Origin of the sequence: Plantibacter lichenum (genome assembly GCF_050587525.1) — a bacterium.
Taxonomy (GTDB): domain Bacteria; phylum Actinomycetota; class Actinomycetes; order Actinomycetales; family Microbacteriaceae; genus Plantibacter.
This window is the reverse complement of the sequence record NZ_JBOBFT010000009.1, coordinates 114,151-137,726: the sequence shown is the minus strand read 5'-3', so window position 1 is coordinate 137,726 and position 23,576 is coordinate 114,151. Positions and strand designations below refer to the sequence as shown.

Genomic DNA, 23,576 nt, shown 5'->3' with positions numbered 1-23,576 from the left:
AACTGGGTGTGGGTGGAGGCGGCGGTCAGCCGACGATCAGGCCACGATCAGCGGGCGCTCAGTCGGCTGTCTGCCTGGCTTCCCAGGCGCTCTCGACCATCTGACGCAGATCATGGCGCATCTCCCACCCGAGATCGCGTGCCGCGAGCGCCCCGGAAGCGACGATGCGCGCCGGGTCACCGGCACGTCTCGGCATGATCTCCGGCGTGAACGCCATCCCCGTGACCTCGGCCACGGTCGTCATGATCTCACCAACCGAGGAGCCGTTGCCACTGCCCAGGTTGTACGCGGCCTCGACCGCCTCACCACGCTCGAGCCGCTTGGCCGCCGCGACGTGCGCCTCGGCGAGATCGGCGACGTGGATGTAGTCGCGGACGCACGTGCCGTCGGGCGTGGGGTAGTCGTCGCCGTTGATGCGAGGCGTGCGACCGGCGAGCAGCGCGTCGAAGACGAGGGGGAAGAGGTTGTGCGGGCTCACGTCGTACACGTCCGGCGTGCCGGATCCGACGACGTTGAAGTACCGGAGCGAGGTGTGCGCGAGGCCCGCGGCGACACCCTGGTCGCGCAGGAGCCACTCGCCGATGAGCTTGGACTCCCCGTACGGGGACTCCGGCGACTTCGGGGTGTCCTCGGTCACGATGTCGACGTCCGTCGTGCCGTAGACCGCGGCGCTCGAGGAGAAGACGATGCGGGAGACGCCCGCCTCCTGCATCGCTGCGAGCAGCATCGCCGTTCCCGTCACGTTCTGCGCGTAGGTGTGGAGCGGTCGCTGGACGGAGACGCCCGCGTACTTGTAGCCGGCCACGTGGACGACGCCCGTGATGTCGTGGTCGGCGAAGGTGCGCTCGAGGAGCGCGCCGTCGAGGATGCTGCCGCGGACGAGCGGGACGCCGGCCGGGATGAAGCGCTCCTGGCCGGTCGACAGGTCGTCGAGCACCACGACGCCGATGCCCTCCGCGACGAAGGAACGCACCACGTGGGCGCCGATGTAGCCGGCGCCTCCGGTCACTAGCCAGGTCACAGTGCATCCTCCAGGGTCGGTGGGAGTCGAGGGGATCCGAGGGGATCCGATCGATGGGCTCGATCTGATCCGAAGGGATCGTGGGCGTCGACGACAGACGACGACGTTCACCAGAGTAGCGGCCGGCCGCCCCCTTGACGGGACATGGCAGAATGTATCTGTACCGCAGCATCCCGCCAATCCGTTTCCAGGAGGACCCGTGCTCGAGAAAGTGGCACTGCTCGCCATACCCGGTCTGCAACCGTTCGAGTTCAGCGTCGTGTGCGAGGTGTTCGGCATCGACCGGTCCGAACACGGCGGACCGACGTTCGACCTCCGACTCGTCACCAAGACGCCGGGCCCCGTGCGCATGAACCTCAGCAGCGACGGCAGCCGGGGCTTCGACATGATCGTCGAGAACGACCTGTCCTTCGCGGCGGAAGCCGACCTCGTCGCCGTCACGGGTCGCGGCGGTGGACGGGACGCGATCCTCGACCCCGCCTACATCGAGGTGTTGCGCGCCGCCGAAGCGAGAGGCGCCTGGATCCTCAGCGTCTGCAGCGGCTCCTTCGCGCTCGGGCACGCCGGCCTCCTCGACGGCCGGCGCAGCACCACCCACTGGATGTACACGGACGAGCAGCAGCGGCTCTTCCCTCAGACGACGGTGGACCCGAACGTCCTCTTCATCGAGGATCGCAAGGTCATCACGGGTGCGGGGACGGCCGCGGGGATCGACGCGTGCCTGCACCTCGTGCGCCGCGAGCACGGCGCTGCCGCCGCGAACGTCATCGCGAGGCGCATGGTCGTACCGCCGCAGCGCGAGGGTGGTCAGGCGCAGTACATCCTCTCCCCCGTGCCGCAGGAGCAGGGCGACTCGCTCGCCGGGATCGTCGACTGGATGCTCGACCACCTCGCCGACGACCTCACGGTCACGATGCTCGCCAGGCAGGCGCACATGTCCGAGCGCACGTTCGCGAGGCGGTTCCGGGCCGAACTCGGAAGCACGCCGGCCGCGTGGCTCAACCGGCAGCGCCTCATCCGCGCGCAGGAACTCCTCGAGCAGACCGAGCGCGGCATCGATCAGATCGCGGCCGAGTCGGGTTTCGGGACCGCCGCCGTCCTCAGGCACCACTTCGACAAGGTGCTCGGGACGACGCCTGTCGCCTACCGCCGCAGCTTCGGGCTCCGCACGACCGCGTGACCCGGTCGCCGAGCCAACTCACCGGTCACTGAGCCTGTCGAAGTGCCCACCCCGGTCACTGGGCCGACCCCGGTCACTGAGCCTGTCGAAGTGCAGTTCCTCAACAATCGAACCATCGAGCACAACTCCTTCGATGTGCGCTCCGCAGAACCGGACATCCCGGAATTCCGGGGGCCGAGGGTGCCGGAGTCGTCGAATTGAAGGAGTTGTGCTCGATGCCCTTCGACAGGCTCAGGGACCGGGCGTTAAAGCTCAGGGACGAGAGTCGGAGCCGAGCGGCGGAGCGTCAGGACTGCGTGGTCGCGAGGAAGAGCGTGCCCGTGCCGGAGAAGCGCAGGGACGCCTCGTCCGGCGTCACGTAGGCGTACTCGCCGCGCGAGAGCGTCGTCGACGAGGATGCGCCCGCGATCGTCACCTCGCCGGCCGTCACGATGGCGATGGCCGGGCCGGGCAGCTCGAACTCGGCGCCGGACACGGTCGTCTCGGTCGTGACCTCGGCGCGGAGCAGCTCGAAGTCCGGAACGTCCGGCACGAACAGGTCGAGTCCGGCGCCCACGTTCGTCGCGGGCAGCCACGGCACCGGCCTCGGCTCGAACTCGAGCACGGAGAGGAGCTCCGGCACGTCGACGTGCTTCGGCGTCAGACCGCCGCGGAGCACGTTGTCGCTCGCCGCCATGAGCTCGATGCCGATGCCGCGGAGGTACGCGTGGATGTTGCCGGCGGGCAGGTAGAGCGCCTCCCCCGCCCGCAGCGTGACGAGGTTGAGGAGCAGGGAGACGACGATGCCGGGGTCGCCCGGGTACTCCTCGGCGAGCGTCGCGACGAGAGCCCGTTCTGCGCCCCACCGGTCGCCGGAGGCCGGTGCGGCGCCCGCAGCCGCGACGACCGCGGCGATCGGTTCCGCCGGTGCGTCGCTCAACAGACGGCCGACGGTGTCGCGCAGGCCGTCGGTCGCTGCGACGCTGGAACGAAGCTCCTCGATGGCGGCGCGTGCATCGTCATCGGGCGCCGAAGCGGCGAGGTCGGCGAGCAGCGCGTCGGTCGCTGAGAGGTCGCGGAAGCCGCACAGCGCCTGGAATCCGTCGCGGAGGGCGACGATGAGCTCAGGCTTGTGCAGCGCGTCCTTGTAGTTGCGGTTCGGGGCGTCGAGCGGCACGCCCCGCTCGTTCTCCTCGGCGAACCCCGCAGCGGCGCGCGCCAGGTCCGGGTGGGCCTGGAGCGACAGTGGGTGATCGGCCGCGAGCACCTTCAAGAGGAACGGGAGGCCGTCGCGCCCGCCGAGCGCCGCAGCGGGATCGCGTTCGATCCAGGCCGCGAGGTCCTGCGACCCGCCGAGCGAGGCCGCATTCACGATGCGTGTCGGTGCTCCGGGGTGCGCGCCCAGCCAGAGCTCCGCTTCCGGCCCTCCTGACGGTGCGGAACCGAGCACCTCGGCGATCGCGGTGTGCGACCCCCAGGCGTAGTCGCGGGGGACGGCGGTGAGCGGAACGAACACAGGAACCCTTTCCGCGTCCGACGTTCTTGGCGCGCACCTACAACCGTGCGGGTGACGTCGTCGAACGCCTTGCACCAAACTACCAAGTCGTTGCCGGGCGATCCGACCACTGCCTAGGCTGGCGACGGAAGCGCCGCCTGGCGCACGCGGAAGCAATGGAGCAGCGACATCATGACCTTTGAGCCCCTCGTCAGCGACTTCTACGGATTCGAGACCCTCCTCACCCCTGAGGAGCAGGACGCCATCGGCCGCCTGCGCGCCTGGGCGGAGACCGAGGCGAAGCCGATCGTCAACGACTACTGGGAGCGCGCGGAGTTCCCGCACCAGCTCGTGAAGCCGCTCCTCGAACTCGACGTCGCACGGTGGGCGTGGGACGAGACCAAACCGTTCGAGAACAGCGCGGTCTTCCGCGGACTCGCCTCGATGGAGCTGTCCAGGATCGACGCTTCGGTGTCGACGTTCGTCGGGGTGCAGGACGGCCTCACGATGGGCTCGATCAGTGTGTGCGGTTCGCAGGAGCAGAAGGACGAATGGCTGCCGCTGCTCGCGTCCGGCGAGAAGCTCGGCGCATTCGGCCTGACCGAGCCGCTCTCCGGCTCCGACAGCGCACAGGGCCTCCGGACGACGGCGACCCGCGACGGCGACGAATGGGTTCTCAACGGGTCCAAGCGCTGGATCGGCAACGCGACGTTCAGCGACATCACCATCATCTGGGCGAAGGACACCGAGGACGGCCAGGTCAAGGGCTTCATCGTCCCGACCGACACGGCCGGGTACACGGCCACGAAGATCGAGGGCAAGATCAGCCTGCGGATGGTGCAGAACGCCGACATCACGCTCGAGGGCGTCCGCGTCCCGGAGCGTCTCCGCCTGCAGAACGCGAACTCCTTCCGCGACACCGCCAAGGTGCTTCGCCTCACGCGCGCCGGTGTCGCCTGGTCGAGCGTCGGCGTCGCCGTCGGTGCGTACGAGGCCGCGGTCGCCTACGCCAAGGAGCGTGTGCAGTTCGGGAAGCCGATCGCCGGGCACCAGCTCATCCAGGACCTCCTGTCCAAATGCCTCGGCAACATCACGGCGTCGATGGCGATGTGCGTGCGCGTGTCCCAGATGCTCGACGAGGGCACCCAGCGCGACGAGCACTCCGCCCTCGCGAAGGCGTTCTGCACGGCACGGATGCGCGAGACCGTCGCGTGGGCCAGGGAGATCATGGGCGGCAACGGCATCGTGCTCGACTACCACGCCGCCCGGTTCTTCGCCGACGCCGAGGCGCTCTACAGCTACGAGGGCACGCGCGAGATGAACGCGCTCATCGTCGGTCGGGCGATCACGGGCACCGCGGCGTTCGTCTGAGCCCTGGTGGCGGCCGGTCGCTGAGCCTGTCGGGGTGCCCTCGCCAGGCCCCACCCTTCGACAAGCTCAGGGACCGGAGTCCCACTTCCGGACGCCAACCTCCGGTCGCTGAGCCTGTCGAAGTGCACTCACCAAACCCCACCCTTCGACAAGCTCAGGGACCGGACGCCAACCTCCGGTCGCTGAGCCTGTCGAAGTGCCTCGACCCCACCCGACCGACCCCTCGCGATAGCCTGTGTGCACCATGATCTCGCCGGACCTCAGCCCTCCCGTCGCACCCGACGACCAGTCGACCCGCACCCGCGTGCTCCGCGGCGTGGCCACCTTCGGCATGTTCGCCGCGTTCGCGGGCACGTTCTGGATGAACCTGTTCACGATCTGGGGTTACACGGTCGTCGCCGTCCTCACCGGTGCGGCCGCGCTGACGTGCACGATCGTCGTCCGCCCCACCATCACGCGCAGCCGCCTGCCGAAGTCGCTCATCGCGTACGGGGCCCTGGCCGTCCTGTCGCTCGCCTGGTCCGCGTACCCGCTCGGCAGCGCCGCGACACTCGTCGGGGCGGCGCTCTGCACCGTCCTCGGCGTGTTCATCGCCACGTGCTTCAGCTGGCCGGAGATCATCCGGATCATCAGCACGGCACTCAAGTGGGTGCTCGCGCTCTCGATCCTGTTCGAGCTCATCGTCTCCCTCGTCGTCCGCCACCCGGTCCTGCCGTTCTTCGTCGACTTCGGCGACAAGAAGCCGCCGCTCCTCGCCTACTGGTCGCGTGACCTCCTCCTCGAGGGCGGACGCATCCAGGGCATCCAGGGGAACGCGAACCTGCTCGCGATCATCACCGCGTTCGCCATCATCGTCTTCGCCCTCCAGCTCGCGGCGCGTTCCGCCGGCCGGAAGGCGACGATCTTCTGGCTCGCGCTCGCGGTGGTCGAGTTCCTCCTGAGCTTCTCGACGACGATCCTCCTCGCCGTCGTCGTCGCGGCGGTCGTGCTCGTCGCCGCGCTCCTCATCCGGCGAGCGCCGACCCCGTCCAGCCGGACCCCCGTCTACCTGGGGTTCGTCGGCGTCATCGCCGTCGCTGTGGCTGCTGGAGCGGTGTTCCACACGCAGCTCCTCACCCTCCTCGGCAAGAGCCCCGACCTCACGGGCCGACTCGACATCTGGAGCACGGTCTGGGGCCTCATCGTGCAGCGCCCCGTCTTCGGCTGGGGCTTCTCGAGCCCGTGGACGCCGTGGCAGCCCCCGTTCGACGATCTCGTGATCCGCCGAGGCGTCGTCCAGCTCCAGGCCCACAACGCGTGGCTCGACGTGTGGCTGCAGCTCGGCGTCATCGGGCTCGTGCTCTTCGCCGCCGTGATCCTCTCGATCCTCACCCGCACGTGGTTCCTCGCCGTCGATCGTCCGCGCATCGACCACAACGACCGCCGCCCGTACACGCCGCTGTCGCTCGCACCGCTGCTCATCGCGACCGTGCTCGTCGTCCAGAGCGTCGCGGAGAGCCGCATCCTCACCGAGTCCGGCTGGGTGCTCGTCGTCCTGCTGGCGCTCGGGACGAAGCAGTCGCCCGGCTGGCCCGTCCGGACCACGAAGGCGTGAGCGCGGGGTGAAGGGGGCCACCCACGATCTGATCGTCCGCGCGCAGGACTTCTTCTCCTCCGCGCCGCTCGCCGCCGCCTTCACCACCATCACCCTCGGTGTCGCGTTCGCGTACCGCTTCATCATCAACCTCATCGGTGAGGCCGGATACGTCGCGATGCTCGCGGGGCTCGTCGTCATCGCCGTCGTCGTCCTCGTCGCGCGGCTCCCGATCATCGAGTGGCGGGGCGTCCTGCCGATCTCGCTGCTCCTGTTCCTGGCCTGGTGCGCCGCCTCGGTCGCCTGGAGCGTCTATCCGCTCGGCACGGTCCCGGCGGTCGCGGAACAGCTCTCCTGGGCGTTCCTCGCGATCGTGGTGGCCCTCATCCGCGACACGATCCAGGTCGTGCGGGCCGTGGGCAACGTCCTCCGCGCGCTCCTCGGGCTGTCGCTGGCCATCGAGATCCTGAGCGGTGTGCTCATCGACATGCCCATCAGATTCCTCGGCGTCCACGGGGACCTCGCTTCCGGCGGGCCGCTGCAGGGGATCTTCGGATCGCGCAACGCCCTCGGTCTCGTCGCTCTGCTCGCGATCGTGACCTTCGTCGTGGAATGGCGGACGAGGTCGGTCACGGTGGGGGTCACGATCGGCTCGCTCGCGCTTGCCGCCGGACTCGCCCTCGGCACGCGCTCCCCCACGATCGCGCTCGTCGCCGTCGCCCTCTCAGCGGCGACGGGGGTCCTCTACGTCCTGCGCCAACTCCAGCCGGAACCGCGGCGAAAGTGGCAATTCGTGCTGCTCGTGGTCGTCGTGCTGCTCGGACTCGGCGTGTACGTGTTCCGGGCGCAGCTCTTCGCCCTCCTCGGCGTCGGCGGTGAGATCGAGCAGCGCTACGAGCTGTGGCAGGTGATGCTGAACGGCACGGCGGACAACGCGTTGAACGGGTGGGGCTGGGCAGGCCCGTGGATCAGCGATCAGCCGCCGTACTCGGTGTTCGACATGATGACGGGGCACGAGAACCCGAGCGGGCTGAACGCCTACCTCGACGTGTACCTGCAAGTCGGGCTCATCGGGCTCGTGCTCTTCGTCGTCCTCTGCACGCTCGCGCTCGGACGGGCCTGGCTCATCGCTTCGAACCGCCGGAGCGTCGTGTTCGTGTGGGCACCGCTCGTCCTCGTGGTGCTGCTGGCCTCCGCCGCGGCCGAGAGCCGGCTGCTCGTGCACTCCGGCTGGCTGCTGCTCGTCATCTGCACGGTCCAGGCCGCGCACGGGCTCAGTTGGCGGCGGAAGCTCCCGGATTGAGACCCATTTTGTTACCTGTTATCTCCCGCCAGCGGGTGCACCGCCCGGCCGATCATCAGGGCTGAGCCCGGGTAGCGCGCCCACTCTGAAGCTGCTCAACGGCTTTGGGAACGTCACGTCCGCGGAGCCAACCGGGAACGGAGACGTTTTTCAACCTGAGCGCCCTCGACTCGACCAGATACCAGCTCGAAGCGGCGAGACCGCCAGTGATGAGCAGCACGATCGCAAGGTACGCCGGGAGGCCGAGAGCGTTGAGTCCGAAGAACGACGCCACCTGCAGAACGGGCCAACCATAGATGTACAGGCCATAGGAGAAGTCCCGTTTGGTTCCGACCCGGGTGAAGGGTAACCGTGCGCCGGCCCAAATGATCACGTACGTGAATGCAAAGACACCGATCTGTCGGAAGCCAACGCTCACGTAGGTGGAGGTCGCGACAACCAAGCACACGCCGAAGAGCCACCACGACACGTTGCGGTCGAAGACCACGTCGCGCCAGAGGTAGATCAGGGAGCCGAACAGGAAGCATGCGGTGAGCGTCGCTTGACGTCCGTCGCTCGCACCGAGGACGTTCGAGAGGACGACCTGCTGCCACAGCCATGCAGCGATGAAAATAGCTCCCACAACTCGACGGTTGAGGACCCGCATTGCTGCGAGCGCACACACGATCAGGTAGCAAGCGAACTCGTAGGGCAACGTATACATCGGGCCATTCCACAACGTCGGGTACGGATTGCCCGCGAGGGTGTCGCCGATCTGCTGTTGGTTGTTCGCCAGGAGGAAGTTGTTGAGGACGAACCCGAATGGATTGGGCGTCGCATTGGGGTACTCCGTGAAGCCGTGTGACGCCCGCCACACGATCGGTGCGAACAGGAGAGTGATCATCACCAGACAGACCCAAAATGCCGGCATGATCCGGAGAATGCGATGCCAGAGGAACCGGCCAGTCGACAAGTGCTCGCCACTTCGTGTGATGAGGAACCCCGACAGCGCGAAGAACCCTTCGACCGCGAGGAACCCCAAGTTGTTGTTCTCCCGCCCAGGGTCGTGGCCGAAACCGCCGAGAGGCCACGCATGCGAGACGATTACGGCAGTCGCCATGACAACACGCATGAAGCCGATGCTGTTGCGGCGAGGATCAAAGATGGTCACGATGGACCATCATCGCATTGCGCCGATCGAGAAGCGAAAGCAGTGTTGCTCCCTGATTACTCACGACGAGCGGAGTTCCGGCTGCAGCAGATCGCGGGCGATGTCGAGGACGCCCTGGCTCGTGTACCGCTGGTACTCGCCACGTGGAACGCGACGAAGCACGGGGAGGATCCTCCGCCAACGAGCCGGCGGCAGGTTCGCGCGGAACCGTTCGACGTCGAGCTTCCGTCGTGCCGCATCGAGGTCGGCTGCCGGGATGCGGTCGCCGAAGGACTCCAGGCGGGCGACGAGCCCTTCGATGCGCGCCACGATGTCACGGTTCCGCTGGCGACCCGGGAGCATGAGCCGTGTGATCTTGTACCGCAGGGTCGGTTCGACGATCCCGATCTGGTTCGCGCCGTGCTGGCGGTAGTCGATGAGCTGCTCGTCGAGGAGGCCGACGCGTCCGACGGCGGAGGCGATGATCGCGAGCCATTCGTCGTGCACCCACGGCGAGGGGAAGGGGACGGCGTCGTCGAGGAGTGCGCGACGCAGCATCACGGTCGCGCCCGTGACGAGGTTGCGGCGGAGCAGGGTGTCGAAGTCGCTCGGCCCGTCGGCGGGACGGGTCTGGGCGAACGCCGCGCGCTCCTCATCGCCCACCGAGAGCGCCTGCAGGAGTCCGAAGCCGAGATCGGCCCCGGCCGCGTCGACGAGCCGAGCATCGGTGAAGAGCAGGGAGAGCTGTTCGTCGGCGTCGAAGCGCGCGATGGCGTGCTCGAGCCGGTGAGGGTGCCACCGGTCGTCCTGGTCGGAGAGGACGAGGAGGGAACCGCTCGTCGCGAGGAGCGCGGACTGGAAGTTCAGGGTGACCCGGAGCGGCGTCTCGTTGCGGAGCAGCCTGATCGGTACCGAGGAGGTGGCGGCGATGCGCTCGACGAGCGCGATCGTGCCGTCGGTCGATCCGTCGTCGCTCACCACGATTTCGCCGGGGAGCACGGTCTGCGCCAGGATGCTCGCGAGCTGCTCGCCCAGGTAGGCGGCGCCGTTGTAGGTGCAGAGGGCGACGGAGACACGGGGATCGACTGGTGCACTGCTCGCCTCTCCGGAGGCGTCGTCCTGGGTCGAGTCTGATCCGACACCACCCATGGACACGCACCTCTCGACCTCGCCGGAACTCTGGACGAGTGTAGCCGACGGGCGCGCGAAGATCCGCGGTGCGCGCTCTCTTTACTCAGCGCACTCCGGTGGACTCACGACGACCACGAACCAGCATCCAGACTCCAATCCCGAGGATGACGAGTCCAAGAGAAATGAAGACGGACTGAGCAGGGTCGATGCCGGTCTCAGCAAGAGACGCTTTGCCTGCGCCGGCGGCGGGAGTGTCATCGACCACCGTCACTGTGAGGCGCACCGGGTCCGATTCAGTGACATCAACCCCTCGAGTCACCACAAGATCATGTGTTCCAGTAGACAGCGGCGCATCAAGTGGAATTTCCCAGCCGGCGCCCCTGTCGCGCGCCACAGCGGCCTGGGTAACGCCGTCGACCGAGAGGAAGACCACAGCAGAATCGATCGCGACACCAGACACCTTGTCCGGCGCGGCCGACTTCGGATAACTGGCGCCATCGATGGGAAACTGCACCACCGCTGGCGAGTAGACGATCGAGAAGCCGATGCTGACGGAGTCAGATGACACGTCGCCGATCGTCTGGACCGCCTGCGCCCCGCCTCCGCCGGCGAACACCGGATACTGAAGCCTGCTGGACCATGTTCCATCCGGCAGTACGGACACCGTACCGAACAAGCTCCCGGTCAACGAGATGGTCGCCCCGGGGACACCGGTCCCGCGCACCGTCGGGTCGTCGACGGTCACTCGACCCCCTGGTATCGGAGAGGTGAACACGGGCGGAGGAACAATAGCGTCTTCAGCCGGCACTCCGCCAGATTCATCGACCGATGCCGACGGCTGGTCCTCTGAGGACGGGGCGTCGACGGCTGACGCTGCCAGGCCCGGCCCGAAGACGAGCGTCGAACCGACCAAGGCGATGACCGACTGAACGATCAGGCCTCGGCGACGTCGTTCATGGTGGCGGCTCATTCGGCTCGTTCGGTTCATCGCTCAGTCCCTCGTCATGTATGTGGGCTCCAGCATGCAGGAGTCTTGCTCGGGAAACAAGGCGGTCGTCACACTTGGCACGTCAGCCCTCACGCAAGTTGTCCGCTTCGACCGGCCGACCTCCGGACGCTTCGGTAAGCTCGCCTGCATGCCTCTCGTAGCCGTCGACCTGCTCTCGTACACCGGAACCAAAGGCGGCATGGAGACGTACACGCGCGAGGTGTACCGGGCGATGGGAGCCGCGGGAAGCGAATTCACCTTCGTCGGCCTGGGCAGCGCAGAAGGCGCGAACCTCGACCTGTCCTGGTTCCCCGGCGAGATCGTCGAGACCGGGATCAGCGGCGAGAAGCGCGTCGAGTGGGCGATCGGCGAACTGTGGCGCATCGCCGGACGAGCCCGCAAACGACGTGCGGATCTCATCCACTCCCCCGCGACGCTCGGACCTGCATCCGGACGCACCCCGCTCGTCGTCACCATGCACGACATGTTGTACTGGAGCCATCCGGAACTCATGAGCACCCCACTCTTCACGGCGCCGGTGAAGTGGATGGAGCGCCGCGTCGCGTCGGCCGCGTCGCGCATCATCACGATCAGCGAGGTGTCGAAGCGGGAGATCGTGAAGTACCTCGGCGTCGCAGCCGACGACGTCGACGTCATCCCGCTCGCCGGCACCGCACCGATGGTCGAGACCCGAATCCCCGACACGCAGCGGCCATTCATCCTCGCCTCGGGCAACCGACGGCCCCACAAGAACTTCGACGGCCTGATTCGCGCGCTCGCGCTCGTCCCCGAACGGATTCGCCCGCGCCTCGTCATGGCCGGCAGCCACGGCGATGACCCGCTCGCCGCGGTCGTCGAGGAGGTCGGCATGCAGCAGTGGGTCGAGCTGCGGCCGTGGCTCACCCCGGAAGAGCTGGGCGATGTCTACTCACGCGCCACGGCGCTCGCCGTCCCCTCGTTCGCGGAAGGCTTCAGCCTGCCCCCGCTCGAAGCGATGATGGTCGGTCTGCCGGTGCTCGTGAGCGACATCCCCGTCCACCACGAGGTGTGCGGCGACGCCGCGGTCTACGTCGACCCGCATGACACGAGGTCGATCGCCGACGGCATCACGCGCCTCATGAGCGAGGACGGTCTCCTCACGACGATGAACGTCCGTGGGCACGCCCGCGCGGCGGAGTTCACCTGGGCCGCCACGGCCGAACGCACCCTCGAGAGCTTCCGTCGCGTCCTCGCCTGACCACGAGGTCGACACCCGCGCAGCCGAATTGCGCCGTGGCCGGGCGGTTCAGGCCACTCGACTCCCGACCCTCGATTCCGCCGTGCCGCAAGAACGTTGCTACCGTGTCCAGGTGACGCTCGACATCATGATGCCCTTCTACGGCCGCTTCGACCATTTCCAGGCGGCGGTGAACAGTGTGCTCGCGCAGGACGACCCCGACTGGCACTTGACGATCGTCGACGACGTCTACCCCGACCTCGCGCCAGGTCAGTGGGCGCAGTCCCTCGGCGACGAACGCATCACCTACATCCGCAACGAGGTGAACCTCCGCCCGAGCAAGAACTACCGCAAGTGCGTCACCCTCATGAGCGGCGAGTTCTCGGTCATCATGGGCTGCGACGACGTGATGCTGCCGAACTACGTCCGGCGGGTCGGCGAGCTCATCCGCCAGTTCCCCGATGCGTCGATCATCCAGCCGGGCGTCGCGGTCATCGACGAGAACGGCGAACGCTCCCGTCCCCTGGCGGACCGGGTGAAGTCCTGGTACCGGCTGCGCGGCAAGGGCGCACACGAGTGGGGCGGCGAACGACTCGCGATCAGCCTGCTCCGCGGCAACTGGACGTACTTCCCATCCCTCGTCTGGCGCGTCGAAGCGCTCCGCAAGCACCAGTTCCGTCTCGACCTCGACGTCGTGCAGGACCTTGCGATGCTACTCGAGATCATCAAGGACGGCGGGACGCTCGTCCTCGACGACGAGGAGTGCTTCACGTATCGCCGCCACTCGTCGAGCGTGTCGGCGGTCACCGGGCCGGACGGCTCGAAGTTCCGTCAGGAACGCACGCTGTTCGACGAGGCCACGCGTGACTTCGGCGCGATGGGGTGGCCCAAGGCCGCACGCGCCGCCCGGAACCACTGGACGTCGAGGGCCAACGCGCTCAGCGAGCTGCCCGCCGCGATCAAGGCCGGGAATAGCGACGGTCGGAAAGCGCTCCTTCGGCACGTCTTCGCGTGATCCTGTCGTCCTTCACCGGTGCGGCGGGCTTCGATGGATGCGGCGGCTCCGATTGCTAGGATTCCAGTTATGACGCCCTCGCTCCTCGGAACCCTGATCGTCATGCCCGCTTTCAACGAAGAGGCGTCGGTCGCGGCGGTCGTGCGTGAGGTGCACGCCAAGCTACCCGGCGTCGCGGTGCTCGTGGTCAATGACGGTTCGAGCGATCGCACGACGGAAGAAGCACGCTCGGCAGGTGCCATCGTCGCCGAACTGCCGTTCAATCTCGGCGTCGGCGGCGCGATGCGGACCGGCTTCAGGTACGCACTCGACAACGGCTTCCGGAACGTCGTCCAAGTCGACTCGGACGGCCAGCACGATCCGGCCGGAGTCATCCGGCTGGTCGAAGAACTGGAAACCGCGGACCTCGTCCTCGGGGCGCGATTCGCCGGCGAAGGGGACTACGAAGTCCGCGGGCCACGGAAGTGGGCGATGGTCGTCCTGTCCGGCGTCCTCAGCCGCGTCGCGAGGACGAGACTCACCGACACCACGAGCGGGTTCAGAGCGACGGGGCCTCGCGCGGTCCGGCTCTTTGCGGAGCACTACCCCGCCGAGTACCTGGGTGACACGATCGAGTCCCTCGTGATCGCTGCTCGCTCCGGTTGCATCATCCGACAGGTCCCCGTTTCCATGCGGCCGCGCGCCGGCGGCACGCCATCGCACAACCCTTTCAAAGCGGCCACCTACCTCGCCCGTGCGGCAATCGCACTCGTCTTCGCGCTCATCCGTCCCCCGGTGGCGCTCCACTCGGAGGTCATCGCGTGACGCTCGGCTCGTACATCCTGGGCATCGTGGGGGCACTCATCACCCTCGGTGTCGTCATCGAGATGCTCCGCCGTCGACGACTGCGGGAACGTCATGCCGTCTGGTGGATGGTCGCTGGAATCCTTGCTCTGCTCGTCGGAGTCTTCCCAGGACTCCTCGCTTGGGCTGCGCAGACGATCGGTATCGAGATCCCAACGAACCTCGTGTTCTTCGTCAGCCTCTTCATCCTCTTCCTGGTGAGCATCCAGCACAGCTCGGAACTCACGACCCTCGAGCAGCGCACGCGCACGCTCGCCGAGGAGGCCGCTCTGCAGGATCTCCGGATCAGCGAACTGGAAGCGGCGCTTCGCGCGTCTCAGGAGCACGGACCACGAGGCGGCCAGGCCGACGCTTGAGGCGGGCGATCGGCTGCTCGACGAACCACCAGAGCGCGTAGCCGAAGGCCACCGAGACGACGATCGTCACGAGGATGCTCGGAATCCAGTCGAGCTCCGGGTTCAGGTGGATCAGGAGCTGCTGCACGGGGAAGCTGATGAGGAAGATCCCATAGCTGGGGTCGCCGAAGCGACCCGCCGACCGAATCACCGGTGTCGAACGGCTGCCGACGTACACGAGGACGTAGGGTACCGCGAGGTGAGCCACCGGCCAGGTCGCCTCCGGGACGAGCACCATGACCATGGCGAGGACCGAACCGGCAATGACGGCTGCTGATCCGCGCAGGGGGATCCTCCATTCCCGGATCGCGGCGCCTGCGCAGAAGAACGCCGCGACACGCAACGTGTCGTGCACGTAGTTGCCCCACACGATCGTCCCAGTGTCGACCGCTTCCCACATCGGCGCGACGAAGCTGAAGACGAGAAGCCCCGTCCAGACGACCGCTCTCGCCCGTTGCCACGGGATGAAGCCGACGACGGGGACGAGCAAGTAGAGCGCGAACAACGGGCCGAGGGACCACAACGCGCCGTTGACCGCAGAGGGGTAGGAGTTGTCGTCGAACACGCCGGGGAGGAAGTAGTTCGGCAACAGGGTGAGATTGTCGGCCATGAACTGTGGGAGTTGCGGATGCCGGAGGTACCCGATCGGGTCGAGGTTCGTCGCGATCATCCCGATGACGAGCACCATGACCACAAGGCTGACGGCGAGGCTCGGGAAGATCCGCAGCACGCGCGCAGAGACGTACTTGCCGAGGTGCGGCCGCCGCTCCCATGCGGCCGGGAGCAGGAACCCGGAGACGACGAAGAACACCCACAGGCCGAGTGCGGGGACGTCGTCGGAGGTGATGGGACCGAACGGGGAGATGTCGTCGTCGAGGATGATGAGCGAGTGACGGATGAGGACGACGAGCGCCGCTGCGAGTCTCAGGGCCGCGAAGTTGTTCCCGGTCATGAGTGGTCCTCCGGTGCTCGGGCTGACGAGTGATTCCCGACACGTGTTGCGGACATTCGGACCACCCTAGGCGAGAATCCGCCCCTCAGGAAATCGGTTCCGATCCCGACGCGGCATCTCGAGGCGCCCGACCAGAGCGGACGAGGGCAATCACGTGCACGAGCAATCCGCCGACCGGGCCGACCGCCATGGCGAGCAGCGTTCGCTCGTGCAGTCCGAGGGGCAGGGACAGGACGACGATCGTCACGACCGCGGCGACGATCCACCCCGCGGTGAACGCGCCGTGCTGAGAGCGGGCGAGCGTGGCAGCCCCGGTCACGCACAGGACACCGACGAGGCCCGCGGTCGCGACGAGGAGGCCGAGCGTCTCGCCCGGGAGCACATCGTCGCGCTTGAACAATACGGTGAGGATCCATGGGCCGAGCCACCAAGCGAGAGCCGCGAGCGCGAGCGAACCCGCGATCACGACCGCCGCGATCCGCAGCACCCAGCCGAGGACGGCATCGGCGTGCGCTCGGAACACCACCACGAGATAGCTCTGCAGGGCGAGCACCACGATGACGATGGGCGCTCGCGTGAGCGTGATGGCGTATGATAACGCCCCGAACTCGTCCGGGGTGCCCGTTGGCCCGGTCGCCTGGATCATGAGCGGCAGACCGCTCACCATGATTCCAGTCGCGGTTGCGGCGACGATCGTGCGCGCCACGTTCCAGGTGAGGGCCTTCGGCCCGACGTCGAGTGCGAACCGCCCGACGACCGAGGACCTGCTCACGAGCCAGAGGATGATGGGCGTCAGCACGAACGGAGCGGCGACTCCCCAGGCGAGCACCGCGGCGTCATCGGTCACGAAGAGCAGTGCGCCGACGATGAGAAGTCGGAGGAGCCCGTCGACGATCGTCATCGAAGCGGCGAGCACCCAGAAGGAGAGGCCGTAGAAGACGCCGGAGATCGCCGCGACGGCCACGTATCCGACGAGTCCGAGAACGAGCGGCGGCACGAACGACCAGCCGCCCTCCGGGAACACGGTCGACACCCAGATCCAAGCGGTCCCCGCCACCACCACCGCGACGACGAGCATCGTCACGAGGGAGAAGTCACGCAGGAGCGACCGCGGCCGACGACCGGCCGGGGCTGCCGCGGGCCGCTCGGAGTCGACGGGCGTCGTCGCCCTCGTGACCTCCTGCTGCAGGCCGGAGAGGGCACTGATCAGCAGGTACAGAGCCGACCAGAACACCGCGAACGGCGCGTAGAGCGCCGTCCCGAGCGTCGGCCCGGCGAACGCCTGCAGGATGTAGCCGGCCCCACCGCCGATCGCCGTGGCCGCGAGGATGAGGACTGCGCCGTTCGGTCCGCGGCGCGGAGCCGCGGACGGAACGTCGCTACCGCTGGGCGGCAATCCACTCCTGCAGAGCCGCGACGCCGCGCGTCACGTCCCATTCCGGCTTCCAGTCGAGCGCGGCGAGCGAGTCCTCGATGCTGCACTCGGCATGACGGACGTCGCCGTCGCGGTACGCGCCGTTGATCGTCGGCGCGGGGGCGCCGTGGTACGCGGCGATGCTGTTCGCGAGTTCGTGGATCGTCGTGCCGACGCCTGAACCGATGTCGTACCGCGAGACGTCCGCCGAGGGCCCCGCCGTGATGACCGCGGTGAAGGCGGAGGCGATGTCCTCGATGAAGACGAAGTCGCGCGTGATACGGCCGTCCTCGTAGACCTGGATCGTTCCGCCGTCCATCGCGAGCTGCGAGAAGAGCGACACGATGCCCGTGTAGGAGTTGATGAGCGACTGGCCGGGGCCATAGACGTTCTGCAGGCGCAGAATCGTGAGCTTGGCGTCGTGCGCGCCCGTCCAGGCGGAGATGATGTGCTCCTGAGCGAGCTTCGTGGCTCCGTAGACGCTCGTCGGCGCCGGCATCGTCACCGCAGCGCGACTCGGGAGCGGCGTCGAGTCCGGGAAGTCCCACTCGCCGCGTTCGAACTGGGCGTGCGAGCGCTGGCCGGGCTCGTACACGGTTCCGTCGGAACGCTTCCACTGGCCTTCGCCGTAGACGGCACGGCTCGAGGAGAGCACGAAGTGGGCAGGGACCTGCCCCGCGCGGCCGAGGGCGTCGAGCATCTCGGTCGTGCCGACGACGTTCGCTTCGGCGTGGCGCGTAGCCTCGTGCAACGACTGCGCGGTCCCGGTCTCGGCGGCGAGGTGCACGATGACGTCCGGCTTCGCATCCGCCAGCACGGCGTCCCAGACGGCCGCGTCGGTCACGTCGCCGACGATGAGCTCTGCCGCCTCATGGAGATCGGCGGGGCGATCGGCGGTCGGGTGGACCTGCGGGTGCAGCTTGTCGATCACGATCCACCGCTCGGCTCGATCGGCCAACTGCTGGGAGAGCGCGCAGCCGATGAAGCCGGCGCCTCCGGTCACGAGCACGGTCCCCAGAGCGGGCAGTGCGGTCATCGAGGCTCCTCTATTCGGGGTAGACGTACCTTCCGAGTATAGAAGCGACGCCGAGGCTCGACCGGCGAGTGCCCCGGAGCGCCGTCGGGCACGACCATAGAATGTCGATGCGGGCGGCGCGAACGAGCAGCAGCCGGGCCGATCGAGAGGGCACATGTCGAATCCTTCCTCCTCCACGGGCCCGTCGCGCTGGACAGTACTGTTCATCTCGTTCGTCGTGGCACTCGCGCCCATGCTGGTGTGGTCGGTGGGGTCACCGTTGATGTCGGTCCCAGACGAACCGTCGCACGCCATTCGCGCGGCCGCAGTCGTGCGTGGCCAACTCGGCCGGACGCCCTTCGTGGAGCAGCCCACTCAGAGCGCGGCGGTCGTGCCGGCGTCGATCGCCGCGGCGCACAGCTTGCCGTGCTTCGCATTCCACCCGGAGATCAGCGCAGGCTGCCAGGTCCCCCTGACGACGGATCCCGACCGCCTCGTCACAACGGGAACGACCGCGGGCCTCAATAGCCCCGTGTACTACGCGGTCGTCGGGCTTCCGTCGCTCGTCGTCCACGGCGAAGCCGCCTTCACGGCGATGCGCGTCCTCAACTCAATCCTGTGCGCCGCGCTCCTCGCAGTGATGTTCATGCAACTCTGCAGTCTGCCCGCGCATCGTTGGGCCGTCATCTGTGCTGCCGCCGCGATCACGCCGATGCTGCTCTTCCTGGGCGGGGCGATCAATCCGAACTCCGTCGAAGCAGCTGCTGCCGGAGCCCTGCTCGCGACGTTGCTCGCAACGTTCCGCTCGCGTTCGAGTCCGGCACAGCTCTGGGGGCGGGTGATGCTCGTCGTCGTGAGCACGCTGTTCCTCGTGTCGGGGCGGAGCATCGGCCTGCTCTGGGTTGTCCTCGTCGTCGGGACCGCGCTGATCCTCTCAGATCGGTCCGTCCTCCGGTCGGTCCTCGTCCGTCCCGCGGCATGGGTGGCCGTCGGCGCCTCGGCACTGATCGGAGCGATGACAATGGTGTGGTTCCTCGACCCGCCACGGTTCGCCGCCGAGCCGACGGCGAGCGCTGCAGACCCGATCACCTGGTTGTTCATCGCCGGCGTCACGCTCATCAGGTCGATCGATTACGCCGCCGGTCTCATCGGCGTCTTCGGTTGGGGCGAAACGCCGATGCCGCCTTTCACAGGCGCGGTGTGGGCGGCCGTCGTCGCCGCTGTCCTCGCCACAGCAGTGTTCGTCGCGACGCCGTTCGCCAGGAGAATGCTGTTCGGCGCGATCCTGGTGATGCTGGCCGTGCCACCCATCGTGCAGGCGTCCGCGTACGCCGAGTACGGCTTCATCTGGCAGGGGAGGTACCTGCTCGCCCCGTTCCTCTGCACCATCGTGCTGGCCGGCTTCGCCATCGATGGCTCCGGTCGCATCGGCTTCCGCCCCGGCGTGCGGCGACTCGTGCTGGTGGCGGCTGCGTTCCTCGGAGTCGGTCAGGTCCTCGCGTTCTTCACGACGATGGTCCGGTTCGTGGTCGGATCCACTGGCACGCCCCTTGATCTGATCGCCGCTCCGCAGTGGCTACCCCCCATCCACTGGGCGACCCTCGTCGCGGCGTTGACGACCGTCATGGCGGCGGCGTGGTTGGCCTTCGTCCGTCTGATCGATCGCGCAGATCCGGCAACAGATGCGGTCGAGGCCATCAGCTCGCGAGCGGCGCTCCAGGAGCACGACGGCGAAGCCGATCCGCCCAGTGGCGGATCCCGCGTCCCGGCCCCCAGTCTTTGAGCGCCATCGCGCGTTTCTCGACACCGTGCCAGCTGAGCCAGGCGCACCCAGCGGTGATGACGATCGTGACGAGCACCCAGGGCAGGTAGCCGAGCCGGTACCAACCGAAGAACGCGGTCACCTGTTGGACGAGGAAGCCGTAGACGTACATACCATACGAGTAGTCGTTCTTCGCACCGATCCATTGCACTCTCGCGGGCAGCCGAACGGCGAGCCAGAACACGAAGTACGCGAACGCGGGATAGCCGACGAGGACCCAGCTCCCCGTGAAGAGCGTCGTGAATGCGATGACACCCGCTGGGACGCCGAGCCAGTTGCTGAGCGGGATCTGTTTCGCGTACATCGCGAGACAGGAGCCGTAGAGGAAGGCGAGGGTAAGCGTGATGTGAAAACGGTCAGCGAAGAACGGCAGGTAGCTCGCGATGAGGTCAGGCCGGTTGAGGGAGAGCACCTCGATGGCGACGAGCGCTGCGGTCAGCACCGGGACGACGAAGCGTGCGTGGCGGAGAGCTCCGAGCACGAGCAGCACGGCGATCAGCAGGTAGCAGAACCACTCGTAGGCGAGTGTCCACAACGAGCCGTTGAGCACACTCGCCCCGGCGATGCGCCCGTACGGCGTCGTGGTCGCGAAGATGTCGTGGATGCCCCACTGACGCATCGTGAGGTCGCCGTTCCAGAACATGTACCCGACAGGACCACCGCTCAACGGGAGCGCGTAGCCCCGGATGCCTCCGGTCGTGATGAGCCAGATGATGGGACCGACGATGAGCGCACCCGCGAGGAGGACCGTCCAGAAGGCGGGGAAGATCCTGAGGACCCGACGCCACAGGAACTGGAGCAGGTCGGCTCTGACACCGCTCTTCGCGATGAGGTACCCACTGACGGCGAAGAATCCCACGACGGCGAACCCGCCGACGGTCTCCTGACCGCGCATGAGGGTGAGCGACGGGTCCTCACCCCAACCGCCGAGCGGGAACGCGTGCGAGAAGATCACGGCTGACGCGAGTACGAGCCTGATCACACCGAGCGAGTTGCGGTGTCCCGCGAGTCCTGCGTCGAGGCTCTGGAATCGTCCGACGGGGACGCCAGATGAGGCTGGCCGCTCTGGCGTGCTGCGTCGCGTCATTCGAGTCTCTCGTCGAGGAGCGTGTTCTGTCGGACAGGATACCCCGACCCGGCCGGTGGTTCGGAACGGATACGCGGTCTCATCCAGGTACTATTGTGCAGCTCCGGCGAGGACCGTCCCCGGCGCCACCGCCCGCATCCGAAAGCTGCCATGACGATCGCACCGAGCCGAACCCCGTGGTCGACGCGAGTGCTGCCGTACCGTCTGCCGATTGCGCTCGCCCTCGTCTCGCTCCTGCTCGTCATCGCACGCAGTCTGGGCGGGAATGGTGACTACTCGCGGGATTCGGTGCATTACGTCGGCTCCGACGCGTCCTCGCTCGCCGCGCTGCTGAACCCGTCGCTGGCGACCGCTGCGTTGTGGAGCGCCTGCTCGATCTTCGCTCTCGCGTGGCTGCTCCTGCGCCGTGGAGCCGGCCCGCTGGCCACGGCCGCGCTCACCCTGTGCCTCGTGGTCTCCCCGTTGGCGTGGGACGCGTTCAGGCCCGGCTCGCCGTTCGCGCTGAGCATCCTCTCGGGCCTCGCGCTCTTCCAGGCGACCATGCAGACGCTCGGCGGGCGACGTTCACCCGTGTGGGTGGGCGGAGCCGTCGCGATCGCCGTGCTCGCGAACACGAGCAACCTGCTCGGGGCACTCGTCGTCCTGGCCGCGTGCACGCTGGCACTCCTACCGTGGTTCCGTCCGCCGCAGGCCTCCGTGCTCAGGATCCTGAGCGTCCTGGGGGCAGCCGTCGGCGGCGGAGCCATCGCGCTGACGGGGGTCCGCCTGCTCGCACCGCCGCTCACCGGAGCCGTCACGACGGAGGCCCGGCCGCTCACGCTTCCCGACATCGCAGAACAGATCCGGATGCCGTTCGAAGGGGGCATCGTCGCGACCACGGCAGATTTCGGCATCGCCCCGAGCTATCCCTTCCACTTCGCGCTCACGGTGGGACTGTGGTGGATCGTCACCGGCGGTGCGATCGCCGCCGCGATCGTCGGACTCTCCGACCGTCGGACCAATGCCCTGTCCTCTGCCGTCGTCGTGACGGCCGTCGTCGGAGGCACATCGACAGTGGTCGTCCTCACCGCATTGACCGGCGCCGGGTTCGACCTCGACGGCCTCGCGACGGCTTCCCTCGTGCCCATGTTCCTCCTGGCCACGGGCAGCGTGGCACGAAACCGCGCCGTGAACCTGACGATCACGGCCGCCTGCGGAGCCCTCCTGTGCGCGTTGCTCATCTGGTCGGTGACCACATGAACGTGCTGGCGGCGCCCGTCGACTGGGCGGAGCGCACTCTTGCCTCACGAGACGGCTACCGAATCACCTACGTCGTCCTCGCCCTCGCCGCACTCGTGTTTGGCGTCGCGGTGACGGCAGGGCATAGCCTCGCACTGTCCCCGTTCGACGAGTGGATGTACCTCGACTACCTCGTGAAGCTGCCGACGCAGGGTTACCTGCACGTCGGCGAGCCGGTCGGCGACTTCTCGATGAATTGGCTCGCATGTCACGGCCAGCAGGCGTTCGGGCCGACCAGCGCTGCCGATGCGTGCGGCCATGCCCCGTTCGACCGTGGTGAGTTCCCGTACGGCGGCATTCAGTCCGCGCAGCTGTACACGCCCCTCTACTTCGCACCGACCTGGCTCTTCGCCGCCGGACTTCAGTCAGTCAGCGGCCTGGACATCCTGACTGCAGCCCGGTTCTCCGGAACGTTGTGGCTCATCGGCACCGTCATCGCATTGGCGGCCGTGCTCCGCTTGTACCGCACACCCGCGACCGCCGCGATCGCCGTCGGTCTCCTCTTCATCGCGTCTCCTTTTTCCTGGTGGACGTACACGTTCGTCTCCACGGACGTGTCCGGTGTCCTCGTCGGAGCCCTTGCCGTGCTGCTCATCGAGCGGGTCGCTCGCGGACGCGCCAACGCGTGGTGGTTCATCCCCCTGTTCACCGTGGCGCTCCTGTTCAAGTCGGTGAACGCCATCGCCATCGGCATCGTCCTCATCTACGCGGTTCTCAGATTCGTCGGCGATACGGGCACCCGCGACTCGTGGCGCGAGCAGTCCGTCTGGCGGGCCGCGGCTCGCGGACGTGGCCCGGTCTCGATGGTGACCGGTCCGCTCGTCGGAACGACAGCAGCGTTGGGTGCGCAACTCGTCTGGCTCCGTTTCGTCGCGGCCTCCGCGGTCGGCCCGCCCGTCGACCTCGGCGAGGGGCGCCCGATGTTCTGGTACGACGTGGTCAAGCAACTCTGGACGTTCGTGACGGGGATCTTCTCGACCGGCATGTTCGAACTCGGCGGCGTCGATCGGCTCCTCCTCGGCGCGGTGATCTACGGCCCGGCGCTGGGTTGGCTGTGCGTCGCCGGCCTCGTCGGCTCGGTCTGGTTGGACCGGCTGCGCGGTGCGCGCCGGGTGGCCGCGTGGACGGCCCTCCTGGCGTCCGTGCTCGCCGGGCCAGCCCTGGCGATCATGTACACCGCATCGATCGGCGAGTACACCGATCTCGGCGCCCGCTACGGCGCGAACCTCATTCCACTCCTGCTGTTGTGCGTCGCGCTCACCGCGTCAAGGAGACCGCAACGGCGGGTCCTCCTCGGAGCCGGGATCGCCTTGTACGCGCTCGTCCTCGCTGCGACGTTGCTCACAGTGCGCTGAAGCCACGATCCACA

At 67.8% G+C, this 23,576-nt stretch carries 20 protein-coding genes; 11 read left to right on the top strand and 9 right to left on the bottom strand.

Annotated elements, in window-relative coordinates; all coding sequences use genetic code 11:
* Positions 1-58: 58 nt before the first annotated feature.
* Complete coding sequence (gene galE / locus ACQ3HB_RS13705) at positions 59-1,021, bottom strand: UDP-glucose 4-epimerase GalE (protein ID WP_430920623.1); 963 nt, start codon at positions 1,019-1,021, stop codon at positions 59-61.
* A 199-nt stretch (positions 1,022-1,220) separates the two neighbouring features.
* Here galE and ACQ3HB_RS13700 point away from each other — a divergent pair, with 199 nt between their 5' ends.
* Positions 1,221-2,201: a GlxA family transcriptional regulator gene (locus ACQ3HB_RS13700; protein WP_430920622.1), complete on the top strand. Its 981-nt coding sequence runs from the start codon at positions 1,221-1,223 to the stop codon at positions 2,199-2,201.
* Between the two features lie 286 nt (positions 2,202-2,487).
* Here the strand turns inward: ACQ3HB_RS13700 and manA are convergent, their stop codons facing one another.
* Positions 2,488-3,696, bottom strand: coding sequence for a mannose-6-phosphate isomerase, class I (gene manA, locus ACQ3HB_RS13695; RefSeq protein ID WP_430920621.1), 1,209 nt, complete (start codon positions 3,694-3,696; stop codon positions 2,488-2,490).
* 171 nt (positions 3,697-3,867) lie between these two features.
* On the opposite strand from manA, the gene ACQ3HB_RS13690 reads away from it, so the two are divergent.
* The 3 genes from ACQ3HB_RS13690 (at position 3,868) to ACQ3HB_RS13680 (ending at position 7,922) form a co-directional block, all read left to right on the top strand.
* The gene (locus tag ACQ3HB_RS13690) at positions 3,868-5,046 is read left to right on the top strand and encodes an acyl-CoA dehydrogenase family protein (RefSeq protein WP_430920620.1); all 1,179 of its coding nucleotides are present in this window, start codon (positions 3,868-3,870) and stop codon (positions 5,044-5,046) included.
* A 244-nt stretch (positions 5,047-5,290) separates the two neighbouring features.
* Positions 5,291-6,640: an O-antigen ligase family protein gene (locus ACQ3HB_RS13685; RefSeq protein ID WP_430920619.1), complete on the top strand. Its 1,350-nt coding sequence runs from the start codon at positions 5,291-5,293 to the stop codon at positions 6,638-6,640.
* Positions 6,641-6,647: 7 nt separating this feature from the next.
* The gene (locus ACQ3HB_RS13680) at positions 6,648-7,922 is read left to right on the top strand and encodes an O-antigen ligase family protein (protein ID WP_430920618.1); all 1,275 of its coding nucleotides are present in this window, start codon (positions 6,648-6,650) and stop codon (positions 7,920-7,922) included.
* A 55-nt stretch (positions 7,923-7,977) separates the two neighbouring features.
* Here the strand turns inward: ACQ3HB_RS13680 and ACQ3HB_RS13675 are convergent, their stop codons facing one another.
* The 3 genes from ACQ3HB_RS13675 to ACQ3HB_RS13665 all read right to left on the bottom strand — a co-directional run bounded on the left by ACQ3HB_RS13675 (position 7,978) and on the right by ACQ3HB_RS13665 (position 10,927).
* Positions 7,978-9,072, bottom strand: a complete 1,095-nt coding sequence (locus tag ACQ3HB_RS13675) for an acyltransferase family protein (RefSeq protein ID WP_430920617.1) — start codon at positions 9,070-9,072, stop codon at positions 7,978-7,980.
* A 60-nt stretch (positions 9,073-9,132) separates the two neighbouring features.
* Entirely contained in the window at positions 9,133-10,200 is a 1,068-nt protein-coding gene (locus ACQ3HB_RS13670; protein WP_430920616.1) for a glycosyltransferase family 2 protein, read from the bottom strand.
* An 85-nt stretch (positions 10,201-10,285) separates the two neighbouring features.
* Positions 10,286-10,927: a hypothetical protein gene (locus tag ACQ3HB_RS13665; RefSeq protein ID WP_430920615.1), complete on the bottom strand. Its 642-nt coding sequence runs from the start codon at positions 10,925-10,927 to the stop codon at positions 10,286-10,288.
* Between the two features lie 391 nt (positions 10,928-11,318).
* On the opposite strand from ACQ3HB_RS13665, the gene ACQ3HB_RS13660 reads away from it, so the two are divergent.
* From ACQ3HB_RS13660 to ACQ3HB_RS13645, 4 genes are all read left to right on the top strand, one after another.
* Complete coding sequence (locus ACQ3HB_RS13660) at positions 11,319-12,407, top strand: glycosyltransferase family 4 protein (RefSeq protein WP_430920614.1); 1,089 nt, start codon at positions 11,319-11,321, stop codon at positions 12,405-12,407.
* A 112-nt stretch (positions 12,408-12,519) separates the two neighbouring features.
* A complete protein-coding gene (locus tag ACQ3HB_RS13655) occupies positions 12,520-13,401 on the top strand; it encodes a glycosyltransferase family 2 protein (protein ID WP_430920613.1) in 882 nt (293 codons plus the stop codon).
* 69 nt (positions 13,402-13,470) lie between these two features.
* Positions 13,471-14,205 carry a glycosyltransferase family 2 protein gene (locus ACQ3HB_RS13650; RefSeq protein ID WP_430920612.1) on the top strand — a complete coding sequence of 245 codons (735 nt, stop codon included), beginning with the start codon at positions 13,471-13,473 and terminating at the stop codon, positions 14,203-14,205.
* Positions 14,202-14,600: a DUF2304 domain-containing protein gene (locus ACQ3HB_RS13645; RefSeq protein WP_430920611.1), complete on the top strand. Its 399-nt coding sequence runs from the start codon at positions 14,202-14,204 to the stop codon at positions 14,598-14,600. Before ACQ3HB_RS13650 ends, ACQ3HB_RS13645 begins: the two co-directional genes overlap by 4 nt.
* On the opposite strand, the gene ACQ3HB_RS13640 is transcribed toward ACQ3HB_RS13645, so the two are convergent.
* The 3 genes from ACQ3HB_RS13640 to ACQ3HB_RS13630 form a co-directional block, all read right to left on the bottom strand.
* Complete coding sequence (locus tag ACQ3HB_RS13640; RefSeq protein WP_430920610.1) at positions 14,530-15,591, bottom strand: acyltransferase family protein; 1,062 nt, start codon at positions 15,589-15,591, stop codon at positions 14,530-14,532. The two genes, ACQ3HB_RS13645 and ACQ3HB_RS13640, sit on opposite strands and share 71 nt — an antisense overlap.
* 85 nt (positions 15,592-15,676) lie before the next feature.
* Positions 15,677-16,987, bottom strand: a complete 1,311-nt coding sequence (locus ACQ3HB_RS13635) for a hypothetical protein (protein ID WP_430920609.1) — start codon at positions 16,985-16,987, stop codon at positions 15,677-15,679.
* A complete protein-coding gene (locus ACQ3HB_RS13630) occupies positions 16,971-18,041 on the bottom strand; it encodes an NAD-dependent epimerase/dehydratase family protein (protein WP_430920608.1) in 1,071 nt (356 codons plus the stop codon). The genes ACQ3HB_RS13635 and ACQ3HB_RS13630 overlap by 17 nt, the downstream gene beginning before the upstream one ends.
* 154 nt (positions 18,042-18,195) lie before the next feature.
* On the opposite strand from ACQ3HB_RS13630, the gene ACQ3HB_RS13625 reads away from it, so the two are divergent.
* Entirely contained in the window at positions 18,196-19,803 is a 1,608-nt protein-coding gene (locus ACQ3HB_RS13625; protein ID WP_430920607.1) for a DUF2142 domain-containing protein, read from the top strand.
* Here ACQ3HB_RS13625 and ACQ3HB_RS13620 read toward each other — a convergent pair.
* Complete coding sequence (locus ACQ3HB_RS13620; RefSeq protein ID WP_430920606.1) at positions 19,718-20,929, bottom strand: acyltransferase family protein; 1,212 nt, start codon at positions 20,927-20,929, stop codon at positions 19,718-19,720. The two genes, ACQ3HB_RS13625 and ACQ3HB_RS13620, sit on opposite strands and share 86 nt — an antisense overlap.
* Positions 20,930-21,079: 150 nt before the next feature.
* Here ACQ3HB_RS13620 and ACQ3HB_RS13615 point away from each other — a divergent pair, with 150 nt between their 5' ends.
* Together ACQ3HB_RS13615 and ACQ3HB_RS13610 are read left to right on the top strand one after the other, a co-directional pair.
* The gene (locus tag ACQ3HB_RS13615; RefSeq protein ID WP_430920605.1) at positions 21,080-22,168 is read left to right on the top strand and encodes a hypothetical protein; all 1,089 of its coding nucleotides are present in this window, start codon (positions 21,080-21,082) and stop codon (positions 22,166-22,168) included.
* Entirely contained in the window at positions 22,165-23,562 is a 1,398-nt protein-coding gene (locus ACQ3HB_RS13610) for a hypothetical protein (RefSeq protein WP_430920604.1), read from the top strand. Before ACQ3HB_RS13615 ends, ACQ3HB_RS13610 begins: the two co-directional genes overlap by 4 nt.
* The last annotated feature ends 14 nt before the right edge of the window (positions 23,563-23,576 follow it).

What these genes read in the sequence shown, in the direction of transcription:
- ACQ3HB_RS13690 (WP_430920620.1), top strand. Translation starts at nt 3,868, where the DNA reads ATGACCTTTGAGCCCCTCGTCAGCGACTTCTACGGATTCGAGACCCTC.
- ACQ3HB_RS13685 (WP_430920619.1), top strand. Translation starts at nt 5,291, where the DNA reads ATGATCTCGCCGGACCTCAGCCCTCCCGTCGCACCCGACGACCAGTCG.
- ACQ3HB_RS13670 (WP_430920616.1), bottom strand. Translation starts at nt 10,200, where the DNA reads ATGGGTGGTGTCGGATCAGACTCGACCCAGGACGACGCCTCCGGAGAG.
- ACQ3HB_RS13660 (WP_430920614.1), top strand. Translation starts at nt 11,319, where the DNA reads ATGCCTCTCGTAGCCGTCGACCTGCTCTCGTACACCGGAACCAAAGGC.
- ACQ3HB_RS13650 (WP_430920612.1), top strand. Translation starts at nt 13,471, where the DNA reads ATGACGCCCTCGCTCCTCGGAACCCTGATCGTCATGCCCGCTTTCAAC.
- ACQ3HB_RS13640 (WP_430920610.1), bottom strand. Translation starts at nt 15,591, where the DNA reads ATGACCGGGAACAACTTCGCGGCCCTGAGACTCGCAGCGGCGCTCGTC.
- ACQ3HB_RS13630 (WP_430920608.1), bottom strand. Translation starts at nt 18,041, where the DNA reads ATGACCGCACTGCCCGCTCTGGGGACCGTGCTCGTGACCGGAGGCGCC.
- ACQ3HB_RS13625 (WP_430920607.1), top strand. Translation starts at nt 18,196, where the DNA reads ATGTCGAATCCTTCCTCCTCCACGGGCCCGTCGCGCTGGACAGTACTG.
- ACQ3HB_RS13620 (WP_430920606.1), bottom strand. Translation starts at nt 20,929, where the DNA reads ATGACGCGACGCAGCACGCCAGAGCGGCCAGCCTCATCTGGCGTCCCC.
- ACQ3HB_RS13615 (WP_430920605.1), top strand. Translation starts at nt 21,080, where the DNA reads ATGACGATCGCACCGAGCCGAACCCCGTGGTCGACGCGAGTGCTGCCG.
- ACQ3HB_RS13610 (WP_430920604.1), top strand. Translation starts at nt 22,165, where the DNA reads ATGAACGTGCTGGCGGCGCCCGTCGACTGGGCGGAGCGCACTCTTGCC.